This is a genomic window from Acidilobus sp. 7A (assembly GCF_003431325.1).
GTDB lineage: Archaea > Thermoproteota > Thermoprotei_A > Sulfolobales > Acidilobaceae > Acidilobus.
In genome coordinates this window covers 1,097,440-1,111,607 of sequence record NZ_CP010515.1, presented here as the reverse complement: position 1 = coordinate 1,111,607, position 14,168 = coordinate 1,097,440, and the positions used below count along the sequence as shown (strand labels likewise).

The window sequence follows — 14,168 nt, the reverse complement described above, 5'->3', positions numbered from 1 at the left end:
AGCGAGTGTTATTATTGAAGAAGTTTATTTATAGGAGCTCCGCTTCTCACACATAATGATATGACGCACGCCAAGGTGTAGCTTATGGAGAGCACAAGCGCTGACTGGATAACAATACCTATAGCCGCATGGTCAAGGGTTGCTGGTAACATAAGGAGGGGCTCAATAATCCTCGTGGCTGGCTACCCTGGGGCAGGGAAGACCACGCTGGCCTCCCAGTTCGCCTACGCAGGCGCAGCGTCGGGGGAGCCCTCTCTATACGTCAGCTTCGTGGAGCCGAGGGACGACTTCATCGACAACGCCGCCTCCTTCGGCATGGACTTCAGGCCGCTTGAGGGGAGGGGCGCCTTCAAGTACTACGAGGCCCTCAGCGTCAGCGACCCAGAGGCCCTAGGCGACGTTATTGAGGACGTGCTCTCCCAGGTGGACTCCATGGGGGCGAAGAGGGTAGTGCTTGACAGCGTCACAGCTGTTGAGCAGCTCGCCAGGGACCCCCCGAGGGCCAGGGAGATCATGCACTCAGCCCTCTACCTTGGCCTCAAGAGGAGGGGGGCGACCTCCTTGCTTATAGCTGAGCTGCCGTTTGGGGCTGAGGCGTCTCCAATAGGCCCTGAGGAGTTCATAGCTGACGGCGTGATAGTTCTCAAGTACAGGGTCGTCAAGAACAAGCTCGAGAGGTACGCCGAGATAAGGAAGATGAGGGGGACTAACATAAAGCGCTCGGAGTTCCCCATAGCAGTAACGTCAAGGGGGCTAGAAATTGCCGTGCCGCCTGACATCTCATCTATGCCGAGCGGCGCTAGCCCTGCCAGGAGCTTCTCCCTATTAGGCTTCAGGCTGCCAGAGGGTGCCAACGTGCTCATAGACGTCGAGCCCTCCGTGGACCCCCTGAAGTTGACCGCGTGGCTGCTTGCCAGCCCAGCCCTAAACTCGGGCCTGAAAGTCATGGTAAAGTCTTTTATTCACGGCCCATCGACCCTGAGGGACATGATAGAGGCCTGTCACGTGGAGGACTACGGCAACAGGCTGGCGCTGCCCGCCTATGAGCCTTCCTCATACAGCGTGGGAGAGCTCCTGAGCGTGGCGTTTAGAGGCATTGAGGAGTTCAGGCCCGACGTCGTTATTGAGGAGGGCAACAGCGTCCTCATGGAGCTCTTCGGCAGGGAGGACTACACAAAGCTCGCTTATGACTGCCTCTCATTTATGGGCGCTAACAGGGTCCTCACGTTCCACATATACCTGTGGCCGACGGACAACGTCTTCGACCTACCCCTGGCGAGGTTCTACGACTTTGTGTTCACAGTCAAGCCCGTTGGGGAGGCCATTGAGATCAGGCCGCTCAAGCTGTGGGGCAAGGTGAGCCCTGGACAGCCCGTGACAGTGAGCCTCAGGCAGCTCAGCTCATGTGATTATACGAGGCAGAACGGCCTAAGGCCCGCCGGCAGCCCTCAACAAGTGTAGGTCAGCCTTAGCTCACTATCTTGCGCAGCTTAATCTGACCTCCTCCCCGCCCTAAAGGGCGAGGCTTTCAGTTGTAAGCCTAGCCGTGGGCGCCCGCGCTTAGCATGGCAATGTAAAGAGCCAGGCCGCCGAGGCCCACAAGTGCCGTCCTCCAGCTGAGCCCCTTCCTTGAGAGCTCCAGAGCGGCCGTCAGGGCAGCCGCTTCCGCACCTATGACTGCCTCAACCGCTGGTAGGTCAAGCCTCCAGGGGGCCGCAATAATTCCTAGCGCTGGGTACACGGTGGCATAGAGCACTATCTCCCCTACCATGGCCCTCACGGCAAGCTCGTCGTGGCCCCTGAGCTCCCACGCGAATGCTACGCCAGACTCGGGCAGCGCCGTCGCCATTGGGACTAGGAGTATGGAGACCTCAAGCGGCTGAATGCCAACAGCCCTTGAGACCTCCAGGACCCCCTGCACCAGGAGCTCAGAGCCGAAGTAGATGCCGAGGACTGAGAGGGTCAGCTGCATCGCTATACCAGCGCGGCCGAGCCGCCTGCTGAGCAGGGGCTCAGAGACCCTTTCAAGCTCACCCCCTGAGTTGGCCTGCCTCATCATGAAGAGAGCGTATATGACGGCCAGGAAGATCGCCACGGCATACTTAACTCTTAAATCGTAGATTATTGAGGGGAGGACGACGCTGGGGAAGAATGCGGCAAAGACAGCGAAGGGCTGTACAAGGGACTGGTGGCCCCTGAGGGGCGCCCTCCTCATCAATGTCGCCAGGATTATGAGGGCTGGAAGCATCAGTGATGAAATTATGAAGGGCTCCCCTATGACCGTGCCCTCGGCGACGCCGTAGCCTTTGGCGCCATATATGATGAGGGAGTATAGCACCACGACGAGCTCAGGAAGCGACGTCATGAGAGGCGTTACGACCGAGCCCAGGGCCCCAGAGCTGAGCCTAAGCTCAGAGCCCAGGCCCTCAAGGGCGTCGCCTAAGGCTGCGGAAGATAGCAGCGTCAGCAGGAAACCCGCAGCGACGTTTAGCTGCCAGCTCAGCCTTGGCACCTCTCTGATCAAGGACCCTGTAGTCTAAAAAGGCATCCATCGAAGCTTTCAGGCTTAAAATGGTAATAGTAGTTGCGTGTTCTTCCTGTACGCTTTTTAAGTTTTAATAATAAAATATTGTGGGCATATGCGATTTAACTCCATGCTGGCATAAAGCATACCAGCGGTAACTCGAGGTGCCATGTGGACTCAATAGGGGTTGTGGGCGGGCTGAGGCACCTCACGTGCGGCTGCGGCCAGTTCTCGCCCACGCTCCTCAGCCGCGAGCCCTACAACGTGGGTGACACCGTGCCCTTCGAGGTCACTAGGTATAACCTTTACAAGGACGGGAAACCTGCTGAGAAGTAGGTTATTGGCCCACCCTGAAGAGCTCCCCCGCACCTGCTTTGGGACTGCCACCCCGAACCTGGCCCTCTCCCAGAGCTCCCTTATGTTTGAGGCCCCGGCGTACCCAAGACCTGCCCTTATGCCCTCGATGAGGTCAGCACAGGAGAAGTGTGTAGATAACGAGCCCGCTCAGGCCGACCGCCGCGGTCCTCCAGCTGAGGCCGCCCCTGGACAGCTTCAGTGACGCTGCCAGGACGGCGGCCTCGGTGCCCGCTACAGCCTCTAGGGCTGGGAGGTCAAGCCTCCATGGCGCAGCAATAATGCCTATCGCAGGGGGTATACGGTGGCGTACAACAGAGTCTCGCCCATGAGGGCCCTTACTGCAAGCTCGCGCGCCCCTGAGCTCCCAGAGAAGCGCCACTATGGACTCTGGCAGAGCCGTGGCGGCTGGGACTATCAGTATGGAGACCTCAAGGGGCGACGCGCTGACGAGCTCGGAGAGGCCCAGGACCTCGCCCACGAGCAGCCCTGAGCCCACGTAGATGCCTGCGGCCGAGAGGGCCAGCTGCGCGGCCGTGACTTTAAGCGACCTGCTCCCACGGCCTCCCTCCTCGAGCCCTCCGCCCGAGCCGACTTGTAATATCGCGAAGATTACATAGAGCGCGGCCAGCAGGCAGCGCCACAGCGTACTTGACCCTGAGGTCGTAGAGCAGGGAGGGCAGCGCGACGCTTGGGAATATTGCCGCGAACGCCATGAAGGACCTCACGAGGGACCCGTCGCCCCTGAGCGGCGTCCTCTGACAGCGCCGGTCACGAGTATGAGAGCCGACAGCGCGAGCGCTGACACTACAAAAGGGCTCCCTATCACCGTGCCCTCGGTCACGTCGTAGCCGCCAGCCCTCCCGTACGCTGCAATTGAGCAGAGGACCACCATAAGCTTGGGCATGGAGGTCAGCACGGGCGTTATCACGGAGCCTAGGGCGCCAGCGCTGAGCCTTAACTTGAAGCCAAGGGCCTCTAGTGAGTCCCTGAGGGCGGCGAAGCTGGCGAGGGTCAGAAGGAGGCCGGATGAGAGGTCTACGGGCCAGCCCAGACCTAGCACCGCATGTCTGGGCCCTTGGCCTATTTAACGCTAACCTGACGCTCAAGCTTTACTGTTTTGAGTAGAAATTAGTGGGGCAAATGCGAATTTAAACCCTTTGTGCAGAGAAAAGGAACCAGTGGGCGGCGAGGTGTTTCTGTATGCATGCAACTAGGGATAAAGGTAGTCGGAGGTCTGTCTCAACCACGGTCTTGGCCGTAATAATTGTGGTGGTCATAGTTGCCGTAGTCGCTGGCGTCTTCGTGGCCACTTACCACCCCACAAAGGTGATCACGATTACTTATTATGACGACCTATCACCGACAGAGGCCCAGGTCTTTGAGACCAAGATTCTGCCCGAGTTCGAGAAGACGCACCCTAACGTAAAGATTGACTACATAGACGCCAGCGCCAGCGAGATAGCTAGTGACGTGGAGGCGCTGGTCCAGGCCAACAAGAGGGAGCCCGTGATAATAGGCGAGGACAACATGGTGATAGGGGAGCTGATATACGGCGGCTACCTGCTGAACCTGACGCCCTACGTGAACGAGCTGCTGTCAAACGTTTCGCTTATACCTTCTATGAAGTCGATAGTTGAGTACGAGACCCACGTGTTCCACGCCATATACTTCGTGCCGCTGAGGGCCAACGTGCCCCTGGTCTTCTACAACGCCACGCTCTTCAAGAAGCTCGGCATACCCTCCCCCCAGAACTGGAGCGAGCTGCTCTACGACGCCGAGCTGATATACAACAAGACTGGCATTAAGCCAGTGATGTTCCAGGGCCACGGCGGCGCCAGCACGGCAACAGAGCTCTACCAGTGGATGGTCCAGGCGGGCGGCAACCCGCTGCTCTTCAACGACTCTGGCGACGTCTACGCTTTCGAGTTCCTCTACAACCTCTCGCAGTACTTCGCGCCTGAGTACATACACGGCTACTGGGGCAGCTACAAGGGGCTGCTGGAAGGCGCCTACTTCATACTGGACTACCAGTGGCCCTACATATGGTCGACCTACATAGTGCCAGCCGGCGCCCAGAACAACATAAGCTTCTACCCAGGCCCCTCAGGGCCAGTCAACAACGACCACCTGGTGGGGGGTGATGTGCTGGCCATACCTAAGACAGCAACGCACATACAAACGCTCCTGGAGTTCGCCCAGTTCCTGCTGTCGCCACAGGTCCAGAGGCAGTTCATAGAGCTACTCAGCTGGCCGGCCGTGAACGAGCTGGCGTACCAGAACCTGCCCTCAAACATAAGCGGCATCTACACCGCCCTGGAGCAGGCGCTCAAGTACCCGTTCTTCAGGCTGCCAGTAGCGTGGCAGACCGAGTGGAACACCCTGGCCGATGAGGCCTTCACTAAGATAATAGTCGACCACGCGCCCTACAGCCAGATACCGAGCATACTGAGCTATTACAACCAGCAGATGTACAACTACCTTAAGACCACCTACAATGTCACCGTGGCGCAGGAGTACGAGGAGGGCTACTTCGCGCCGCTCTACGTGCCTTAGGCCAGATGAGGGGTCCTGAATGAGGCGCGACGAGCTTAGATTTTTTCTTCTAGTAGTCCCAGCTCTAGCGTACATAGCCTTTTTCGTGGTGTACCCAGCCTTTAGGGCTGTTTACTCCAGCTTTGTGCTTCCTAACGGCAGGTTCTCTCTCTACTATTACAGGTTCCTCGAGTCCGTGGGCTTAGGCGAAGCCGTAGTTGACACCATAATAGTCACCGTGGGCGCCCTGGTCGTGCAGCTGGCCCTAGCACTCGCGGTGGCCAGCCTCCTCACGAAGGAGTTCAAGGGCAAGAGGGCCGTCTCCACGATAATGATAACACCCATGGGTGTGGCCACTGTCGTCGCAGCTGTGACCTTCAGCTTCATATTCGAGGTGACAGGCGGCTACGCGAACTCAATACTCCACCTGTTCGGGCTTAGGGGAATAAACTGGTACGCTAACGACGCCATGTCCCTCCTGGTCGTCATACTCTCCGACGCCTGGAAGAACACGCCCATAGTTGCCCTCATACTGTTGGCAGGCATGACAGCGATACCCCAGGACCTCTACTATGCGGCTGCCGTGGACGGCGCTGGGCCCATAAGGAGGTTCTTCTACGTTACTCTGCCAAACCTGAGGGAGTTCATAGCGATAGCCCTAATAATTAGGGGCGTACAGGAGTTCAACATATTCGCCCTGCCGCTGATACTCATAGGCTACCACCCGCCGCTCCTGACGACCCTAACCTATGAGCTCTATACGACGAGCTTCCCAGCCGTTGGACCCTCACTGGCCGCCGCCACGATACTCCTGGTGTTCATACTTGCCTTCCTGGTGCTCATACTTAGGGTGAGGGGAAGGTGAGGGCGTCAAGGGCCCTAATATACGTGGCTGCTGGGCTGCTCTCCGCCCTCTTCCTGTTCCCGCTCTACATACTGATACTCATAGCTTTCCAGCCGCCCAAGTATACGCTAATATCTACCTACCCGCCCCTAGTGCCTAAGGAGCTGACCCTGGCCAACCTGGTTGCCGCGCTCAGCGGCACCGCCTTCATAGACCCATTCCTGAAGAGCGTTGAGACGGCGACGCTGGTGGGCCTCATAACTCTGGCCCTCGCGATACCAGCGGGCTACGGGCTCAGCAGGTTGCCCTCCAGGCTCTCCTACCCTGTGCTCGTGCTGATACTGCTGACAAACATAATGCCAGGGGTGATTATAGGCATACCGATAGCCGTGCAGTTCATCAGGGCGGGGCTCTACGAGACGGTGGTGGGCCTGGCCCTAGCCCAGACCCTGGTGACCCTGCCGCTGGCCACCCTGATACTTCAGGGCACCTTCTCAGCCGTACCGAGGGACCTGGAGCACCAGGCCATGATAGATGGGGCGAACTTGTTCAACAGGCTCCGCTACGTGCTCCTTCCAAACTCGGCGCCCGGGATAGCGGCAGCCTACTTAATATCATGGATGTTCTCATGGGACGAGTTCACCTACGCCATACTCCTGATGCCCTATCACTCTACGCTCCCCGTGACAATCTACACGGACATCACCAGGGGAAACCTGTTGGCCGGCGCCGCCTTCTCTGTCGTCTTCACCGTGCCGGTAATAATATTAACTTATGGCCTCCAGAGGTACCTCAAGGGACAGTACATCTCTGGTGGCCTCAAGGGGGCGGCCTGATGACGATTGAGCTTGTCAACATAACTAAGAGGTACGGGAGCACAGTTGTGCTTAACGGCATAACGCAGAAGATAGAGGACGGCGAGTTCTTCGTTGTGCTGGGCCCCAGCGGCGCTGGTAAGTCGACGCTGCTTAAGGTGATAGCAGGCATAGAGAGGCCTGACAGCGGCAAGATCATAGTCGACGGCAAGGACATTACGAACCTGCCGCCGGAGAAGAGGAACATAGCGATGGTTTTCCAGAGCTACGCCCTCTACCCGAACATGAACGTGCATGATAACATAGCGTTCCCACTCAAGATGAGACACTACCCTAAGGACGAGATTGAGAGGAGGGTCCAGCAGGTGGCCAAGCTTCTTAACATAACGGACATACTATATAAGAACGTGACGCAGATAAGCGGGGGCCAGCAGCAGAGGGTGGCCCTGGCTAGGGCCATAGTTAGAGATCCGGCTTTCTTCCTGCTGGACGAGCCCCTGAGCAACCTTGACGCCAGGATGAGGGCTATAGCCAGGGGGGAGCTGAAGAGGATACACATGGAGCTGAAGAAGACCTTCGTCTACGTCACCCACGACCAGAAGGAGGCCATGAGCATGGCGACCAGGATAGCTGTGCTTCACAACGGTGTCTTCGAGCAGGTTGGAACCCCACTTGAGCTCTACGAGAGGCCCACGACCAAGTGGGTCGCCCAGTTCATAGGCGACCACCCAATGAACTTCCTGCCGGGCGAAATTGTCGGCAAGGAGGGGTTTGAAGTGGGCTTCAGGCCGGAGTGGATAGAGGTTGGCAGGGGCAACCTCAAGTGCCAGGTCTACTCGCTTGAGGTGGTCGGGGAGCTCAGGTACCTCATGTGCGACTACGGCGAGTCCTCAATAATCCTGCTCAGCCGTGAGCCCTACAACGTCGGGGACACGGTCGCCTTTGAGGTGACCAGGTACAACCTCTACAGGGATGGGAGGCTCGTGGAGAGGTAGCTCACTGGCCAGTCCTGAAGAGCTCCCCCGGCACCTGCTTTGGGACTGCCACCCCGAACCTGGCCCTCTCCCAGAGCTCCCTTATGTTTGAGGCCCCGGCGTACCCAAGACCTGCCTTGACCCCCTCCACGAGGTCGGCGAGCACCGACATCACTGAGCCTCTGTAGGGCACGACGCCCTCTACCCCCTCAGCTACCCTCTTTGAGGCCCTCGTGTACCTGTCCACTGCAAACCTCCTCTCCATGGCCCCCTTGCTGGCCATCCCCCTGTAGGGCTTGTAGGCCGCCTCCCCGATCCTTATCAGCGGCGCTGACGCCTCGTCTGTCCCGGCGAGCATGTAGCCGAGCATCACGCTCGAGGCCCCAGCGGCCAGGGCCTTGACTATGTCGCCTGACGACCTTATGCCGCCGTCTGCTATCACAGGTATGTCGCTGGCCCCGTGCTCGTCCAGGGCGTCCCTGACGGCGGCAACCGCCCACAGGGCCGGGGCGTAGGCGCCGCCGACGCTTGAGGTGGTACATATTGAGCCCCCAGCTATGCCAACCCTGAGCCCGTCCACCCTCTCAACTATGGTCAGGGCGTCAACTGCCGCCTCCCTGGTGCCAACGTTGCCAACGACGAGGTCAGCTGAGACCTCCCTGCCCATAGCCTTAGCGGCAGCCATGGCTTCGTCGTTGTGGAAGTGGGCCACGTCCGTCACCAGCGCGTCCACGTACTTGTCGAGGAGCCTGGCCCTCTCAAGGTCAAAGGGGGAGACTGCGGCCGCCACGAGCAGCCTGCCCTCGCTGTCCAGCGACGGCGTAACCCTGTCCAGGGAGGAGTCGAAGGTGAGTGTACCCACGTAGGAGCCCGCGGCCACCAGGGGCAGAGTGTCAGAGCCGCCTGACTCAAGGAAGCTCAGGGCCTCCTCAAGGCGCCTGACCTCAAACGGCCTCGGGGCCTCCATCACCTGTGCCACGCGCCCTCCCCCGCAGCCCCTCAGGGAGCTGACCCTGACGTGGCCGACCAGCTTGCCGTCCTGGGACACCACGGGGGCGTCCCTGAGGCCTAGGGACCTGAGGTAGTCGTACGCCTTATCGCAGTCATCCTCAGGGGCAACATATATGCGCGACGTAGGCACAGGCGGGGCGCTCTTCACCCTGCTGGCTATCTCAGCCTGCTGCTCCCTGGGCATGTTCCTGTGAATGACCCCTATGCCGCCCATGAGCGACATGGCTACAGCCATCTCGTACTCCGTCACGGTGTCCATGGGTGAAGAGGATATCGGTATCAGCAGCCTCACGCGCCTGCTGAACCTGGTGCTGACGTCAACCTTGCTTGGGTCCAGCGGCGCCCTGCCGGGCACTATGTAAACGTCGTCAAACGTGAAGAGCCTCTCGGCGCCCTGCAGCTTCCCGAGGAAGCCCATGCCGCTCACCTGAGCTTGCCGGGCCATGATGTGCTTAAAACTCTTAGACAGGCTCTATGGTTGACGGCGGCTTGGTGGTTATGGCGTAGGTGACCATGGTCACCTGGGGCAGCTCTGAGGTAATCCTCGACGCTATGCGCTGTAGCACCTCATAGGGAAGCCTGACCCAGTCCGCAGTCATGCCGTCCTCACTCTCAACGACCCTTACAGTCACTATGTAGCCGAACGCCCTCCTGTCCCCCTTGACTCCGACCCACCTGTCGTCGCCCACCACAGCGAAGGCCTGCCACACCTTGTCATAGAGCCCTGTCCTCCTCAGCTCCTCCTCAACTATTCTAGAGGCCCTCCTGACTGTAGCAAGCTTCTCCTCAGTGACCTCCCCAATTATCCTGACCGCCAGCCCAGGCCCAGGGAACGGGTGCCTGAGCACTATGCCCTCTGGAACGCCGAGGGACAGCCCGAGCCTCCTGACCTCGTCCTTGTAGAGGTACCTGAGGGGCTCTATTACCTTCAGGCCCAGCTTCTCCGGCAGCCCGCCGACGTTGTGGTGGCTCTTTATCCTGTCGGCTCCAACCTCGGCCCCGCTCTCTATCACGTCAGGGTACGTCGTCCCCTGCACGAGCCACCTTATTGACGGGTCGGACCTGGCGACCTCCTCAAATACCTCAGCGAACACCCTGCCCACTACGAGCCTCTTCTGCTCAGGGTCCGAGACGCCTCTGAGGGCGCCCAGGAAGCGCTGGGAGGCGTCTATGTAAATTGGGTCAAGGCCCAGGGATCTCAGGGAGCTGAGGACTTCATCAGCCTCCCCCTCCCTCAGCAGGCCATGGTTGATGAACACTGTCACCGCCCTGTCGCCGAGCGCCCTCCTGGCTATGACTGCGGCAGTAGTTGAGTCGACGCCGCCGCTGACGGCTATTATGGCCTTCTCGCCCGGCGGCACCCTGGACCTGACGTCGTCTATAAGCCTCTCGGCGAGGTCCTCGACCCTCCACGTGGGCCTGGCGCCGGCGACCCTGAAGAGGAAATTGGCTATGAGCTTCAGCCCCTTCTCCGTGTGCCTCACCTCGGGGTGGAACTGGGCCCCGTAGACCCTGTCGCCGACCTTCATGGCCGCTACGTAGCCCGTCTCCTTGGACCTGGCCAGCACCCTGCCCCTGGGGCCCACGGAGGCGACGTAGTCGGAGTGGCTCATCCAGACGTCCTCCTCGTCGCCCCAGCCGTCAAATATGGGGTCCCTCTCGGCCAGGGCTACCCTCGTTCTGCCGTACTCCCCGACACCCCTCTCAACGGAGCCCCCGCTCAGCTTAGCTATCAGCTGGTGGCCGTAGCAGATGCCGAGCACGGGGACGTCAAGTCTCAGCACCCAGTCCCCCACGGTCGGGGCGTCGAGCTCGTAGACGCTACTGGGCCCCCCTGAGAGTATCACAGCCTTGGGCTTCCTTGACTTAACAGCCTCCTCGCTTGCCAGCGTGTAGGGCAGCACCTCGCTGTAGACGCCAAGGTCCCTGACCCTCCTAGATATCATGTGGGCGTACTGGCCGCCGAAGCTTATCACCAGCACCGTGTCGTGCTCAAGTGAGGGGCTCCACGACACCTCAGCGCACCTCCAGCAGGGGCACGTAGGACCTCCTGGTGACGCTGTAGAGCCCCCTGTCAGTGACCCTGAGCTCAGGTATCACAGGGAGCGTCAGGAGCTGCAGCTGGTTCAGCAGGAGGTCACCGTCGCAGCTGCACGCCCTGCTCAGCTCAGAGGTGACGCCCTCAAGCCTCGAGGCGACCTCCTCAGAGCTCAGGTCGCTCATGAGTCCAGCTATTGGGAGCGGCAGGAGTGCCTTGACCTCGCCGCGAAGCGCGAAGGCTATGCCGCCGCCTCCCCTCTTCACGGCCTCCAGGGCGGCCTCCATAGAGCTTCTCTCGGTCCCAACTATCACAATATTATGCGTGTCGTGGGCAACCGATGAGGCTATGGCGCCCTCGACACGAAGGCCTAGGAGGCCGGAGCCCTCCCAGGGCTTCCCGTACCTGTTAATGACGTGGACCTCAGACAGGTTTCCCTTAGGCCTGATCCTCCAGCCCTCCACGGTTACGGCCTCCAGGGACTCCTTAGTTAGGCTTGAGCCGTTGACGAGCTCAATAACCTTAGCCTCGACGACGCCGCGCTCCATGGGCACCTTAAGATCAAGTGACGGCATAAAGTTGATGTCAACGCTGCTGGCCTTGAGCTCCTCAGGTATTATCTGAGCTCTGCAGGCCACCGCTGAGCCATTTATGAAGGTCTGCACAACCCTAAGCCTGGCATCCATGGAGCTCAGCAGGACCAGGTCGGCAAACCTGCCAGGGGCGACGGACCCAAGCCATGGCTCAAGGCCATAGGCCAGGGCCGGGGCCAGGGTGACCGCCCTTACGGCGTCCAGCGGGTCGACGCCGAGCTCTATTGCCCTTCTGACAGCCCTGTCCAGGTGCCCCTCCCTGACCAGGTGCAGGGCATGTATATCATCAGCAACGAGGGGGATGAGCGGCGAGTAGCGGGAGACGAGGTCGCTCACCCTGTCAAGGTCCCTCCAGCTTGAGCCAAACCTGACGAATGGGTAGACGCCCTTAGACAGCCTCTCAAGCAGCTCCTCCCTAGTGGTGACCTCGTGGTCGTTCCTTATGCCAAGGCTCACATACGCGTTCAGCTCGGCGCTGCTGAGGCCGGCCATATGGCCCTGCACTATGGTTGAGGTGGAAATCCTCGTCACGAACTCCATAAGCTCATCGTCGCCCTCTACTATTGACTGTAAGTCCATGACCTCGCCTACGCCTGAGAGCCTGAGGGCGGCCTCCGTGACCTCGTCGTAGCTTATCCTGGCACCCCCAATGTCGTCAACCCTCCTGGAGGGGGGCACGTTGGGGGGAGCCAGAAGGAACACCTTAAGCGCCGTGCCTCTGAAGGCCTCAGCCACGGCGTAAACTCCCTTGATGCCGAGAACGTTGCCGACCTCATGTATGTCCACGAAGGCAGCGGTGGTGCCGTGCCTCACGAGCTCCTTAGAGAACTCGTAGGGGCCCAGGAAGGTGCTTTCAAGGTGCATGTGGGCATCCATGAAACCTGGGGCTAGGTAGAGGCCATCAGCGTTAACCTCTTTCCTAGCGCGCGACCTGCACTCGCCGACACACGCTATTATTCTTCCCTTTATGCCCACGTCAGCCCTCATGGTCCTTCTGCCCCAGACGTCAACCACCTCCGCCCTCCTTATCACGATGTCAAGGTCTTCAAGGCCAAGAGCTGCCCTGGAGGCTTGAACTAGCTCCTGGGGCTCAGGCTTAGGGTTTCTCTCGATAGTCAACTATAACACCTGACTCTTTATTTGTGCTAAGCGATTAGCGAAAGTGGTTAATAGTCTTGCTGTAGGCTTATAATATAAGTTTAGCTTTTAACTGCTAGAGAATACATAGAAATTTTTGGCTGTGTAAGGGTTATGCGGCCGTCTTAGTGGGTCCGGCGGACTTCAAGGACCTTATGTCCCTGTAGGACTTTATAATGCTCGCTATTCCTATGCCTCCGACCACTATGAGCACGAGCAGGAACCCTATGTCAATAGCGTTAAGGTTAGGTATGGGGTTGCCCGTGCTTATCGCAAAGCTGTCAATAGCTGGTATAGCGACCACGAGGGCGCCTATCAGCACGAACGCTATGCCGCCGTAGTACAGGGTCCTGCCTGCAGTGGCAGCCCCCAGCTTCTTTATGTCACCCTCGCCGAGGCCCTTGAGTCTAGCTATGTTGGCGAACAGGGCCCCGAATATTATCTGCATGGTCATAGTTCCAAGGCCAAACATGACGCCTGGCAGGGGGGCGTAAAGTATTGAGCCAACCCTGGGCGCTAGTATGAAGGTTATGATCGTGGCGTAGGCCCCGAACCCGAAGCCAGCGATGAGGCCGTGCACTATTGTCATCCTGAGGGGCACGTCCTTCAGCTGGTCATAGATGCTCCTCCTCTCCGCCTCCTTCGAGTGCGTCCTGCTGCCCAGCAGCCTGTCGAACTCAAGGTGAACGTACTTTCCCTTGAGCACGTAGGAGCCAGCTATGGCCATCACTATGCCGACAACTATGTAAACTGGACCATCCAGGTTGTACTTCTGATAGAAGTAGGCCAATCCAAGGAACCCCAGAGTGGTTAGCAGGGCCCTCTGAAGCGTGAAGCCTAGTGAGAACAGGAAGCCGGCCTTCATGCCCCTCCTTGTGCTGTAGCTGCCCACTGCATAGCTGAAGGTTATTGGCCACGTGTGCTCGTCCGGGGTGGCCCCGTGCAGGAGGCCGAGCACGTAGGAGATCAGTATTATCATGCCTAGCGACAGCCCGGCTGGTGGGTTGAGCAGCCAGTTGACCCAGCTAATAGCACTCATGTGCACACTCGCCTAGAGTTCTTAATGTTAGGTGTGCATTTATAAGGCTTTGTACCGGTCCCTACGACGCGTGCACAAGAGTCAGCGGCGCTGCTACCTCGTCAACCGGGCATAAGGGTTAAAACTAGCTTTAGCAAGGGAAAGTCTGGGCCCCCTGAACGGGCCCGCGCCGCCGTAGCTCAGCCGGTAGAGCGCTGCCCTGGTAAGGCAGAGGTCCCGGGTTCAAGTCCCGGCGGCGGCTCCTAGCTGAGCAGCTGAGGGCCCTTGCAAAGTCCTCCACTAGGTCCTCAGGGTCCTCAAGGCC

General features: G+C 59.3%; 13 protein-coding genes and 1 tRNA gene. 7 read left to right on the top strand and 7 right to left on the bottom strand.

Annotated features, from left to right (window positions below; genetic code table 11):
* The first annotated feature begins 84 nt into the window (after positions 1 to 84).
* Positions 85 to 1,461 carry an ATPase domain-containing protein gene (locus SE86_RS05605; RefSeq protein WP_117354636.1) on the top strand — a complete coding sequence of 459 codons (1,377 nt, stop codon included), beginning with the start codon at positions 85 to 87 and terminating at the stop codon, positions 1,459 to 1,461.
* A gap of 79 nt (positions 1,462 to 1,540) precedes the next feature.
* Here SE86_RS05605 and SE86_RS05600 read toward each other — a convergent pair whose 3' ends face one another.
* Positions 1,541 to 2,512: a hypothetical protein gene (locus SE86_RS05600; RefSeq protein WP_211096515.1), complete on the bottom strand. Its 972-nt coding sequence runs from the start codon at positions 2,510 to 2,512 to the stop codon at positions 1,541 to 1,543.
* Between the two features lie 183 nt (positions 2,513 to 2,695).
* On the opposite strand from SE86_RS05600, the gene SE86_RS08010 reads away from it, so the two are divergent.
* The gene (locus tag SE86_RS08010; RefSeq protein ID WP_158543138.1) at positions 2,696 to 2,860 is read left to right on the top strand and encodes a hypothetical protein; all 165 of its coding nucleotides are present in this window, start codon (positions 2,696 to 2,698) and stop codon (positions 2,858 to 2,860) included.
* A gap of 133 nt (positions 2,861 to 2,993) precedes the next feature.
* On the opposite strand, the gene SE86_RS05595 is transcribed toward SE86_RS08010, so the two are convergent.
* Together SE86_RS05595 and SE86_RS05585 are read right to left on the bottom strand one after the other, a co-directional pair.
* Positions 2,994 to 3,377 (bottom strand): hypothetical protein, encoded by a 384-nt coding sequence (locus tag SE86_RS05595; RefSeq protein WP_117354634.1) that lies wholly within the window; start codon positions 3,375 to 3,377, stop codon positions 2,994 to 2,996.
* 225 nt (positions 3,378 to 3,602) lie between these two features.
* A complete protein-coding gene (locus tag SE86_RS05585) occupies positions 3,603 to 3,941 on the bottom strand; it encodes a hypothetical protein (RefSeq protein ID WP_117354632.1) in 339 nt (112 codons plus the stop codon).
* A 140-nt stretch (positions 3,942 to 4,081) separates the two neighbouring features.
* Between SE86_RS05585 and SE86_RS05580 the strand changes: the two genes are divergently transcribed.
* The 4 genes from SE86_RS05580 to SE86_RS05565 are packed head-to-tail and all read left to right on the top strand — an operon-like array spanning position 4,082 to position 8,067.
* Positions 4,082 to 5,434 (top strand): ABC transporter substrate-binding protein, encoded by a 1,353-nt coding sequence (locus SE86_RS05580; protein ID WP_117354631.1) that lies wholly within the window; start codon positions 4,082 to 4,084, stop codon positions 5,432 to 5,434.
* A 19-nt stretch (positions 5,435 to 5,453) separates the two neighbouring features.
* On the top strand, positions 5,454 to 6,278 hold the full coding sequence (locus SE86_RS05575; protein ID WP_117354630.1) for a sugar ABC transporter permease: 825 nt from the start codon (positions 5,454 to 5,456) through the stop codon (positions 6,276 to 6,278).
* Positions 6,275 to 7,093, top strand: a complete 819-nt coding sequence (locus SE86_RS05570) for a carbohydrate ABC transporter permease (protein ID WP_211096514.1) — start codon at positions 6,275 to 6,277, stop codon at positions 7,091 to 7,093. The genes SE86_RS05575 and SE86_RS05570 overlap by 4 nt, the downstream gene beginning before the upstream one ends.
* Positions 7,093 to 8,067, top strand: a complete 975-nt coding sequence (locus SE86_RS05565; RefSeq protein ID WP_117354629.1) for an ABC transporter ATP-binding protein — start codon at positions 7,093 to 7,095, stop codon at positions 8,065 to 8,067. The genes SE86_RS05570 and SE86_RS05565 overlap by 1 nt, the downstream gene beginning before the upstream one ends.
* Position 8,068: 1 nt before the next feature.
* Here the strand turns inward: SE86_RS05565 and SE86_RS05560 are convergent, their stop codons facing one another.
* The 4 genes from SE86_RS05560 to SE86_RS05545 all read right to left on the bottom strand — a co-directional run bounded on the left by SE86_RS05560 (position 8,069) and on the right by SE86_RS05545 (position 13,855).
* Positions 8,069 to 9,475, bottom strand: a complete 1,407-nt coding sequence (locus tag SE86_RS05560) for an IMP dehydrogenase (RefSeq protein WP_117354628.1) — start codon at positions 9,473 to 9,475, stop codon at positions 8,069 to 8,071.
* Between the two features lie 43 nt (positions 9,476 to 9,518).
* Positions 9,519 to 11,072 carry a glutamine-hydrolyzing GMP synthase gene (gene guaA, locus SE86_RS05555; protein ID WP_117354627.1) on the bottom strand — a complete coding sequence of 518 codons (1,554 nt, stop codon included), beginning with the start codon at positions 11,070 to 11,072 and terminating at the stop codon, positions 9,519 to 9,521.
* 1 nt (position 11,073) lies between these two features.
* The gene (locus SE86_RS05550) at positions 11,074 to 12,807 is read right to left on the bottom strand and encodes an adenine deaminase C-terminal domain-containing protein (protein ID WP_117354626.1); all 1,734 of its coding nucleotides are present in this window, start codon (positions 12,805 to 12,807) and stop codon (positions 11,074 to 11,076) included.
* Positions 12,808 to 12,937: 130 nt separating this feature from the next.
* Positions 12,938 to 13,855, bottom strand: a complete 918-nt coding sequence (locus SE86_RS05545) for a hypothetical protein (protein WP_117355149.1) — start codon at positions 13,853 to 13,855, stop codon at positions 12,938 to 12,940.
* 177 nt (positions 13,856 to 14,032) lie between these two features.
* Here SE86_RS05545 and SE86_RS05540 point away from each other — a divergent pair.
* Positions 14,033 to 14,105 (top strand) — tRNA-Thr (locus SE86_RS05540).
* The last annotated feature ends 63 nt before the right edge of the window (positions 14,106 to 14,168 follow it).

Coding starts and splice junctions, on each gene's coding strand:
- SE86_RS05565 (WP_117354629.1), top strand. CDS start 7,093: ATGACGATTGAGCTTGTCAACATAACTAAGAGGTACGGGAGCACAGTT.
- SE86_RS05560 (WP_117354628.1), bottom strand. CDS start 9,475: ATGGGCTTCCTCGGGAAGCTGCAGGGCGCCGAGAGGCTCTTCACGTTT.
- SE86_RS05605 (WP_117354636.1), top strand. CDS start 85: ATGGAGAGCACAAGCGCTGACTGGATAACAATACCTATAGCCGCATGG.
- SE86_RS05575 (WP_117354630.1), top strand. CDS start 5,454: ATGAGGCGCGACGAGCTTAGATTTTTTCTTCTAGTAGTCCCAGCTCTA.
- SE86_RS05580 (WP_117354631.1), top strand. CDS start 4,082: ATGCATGCAACTAGGGATAAAGGTAGTCGGAGGTCTGTCTCAACCACG.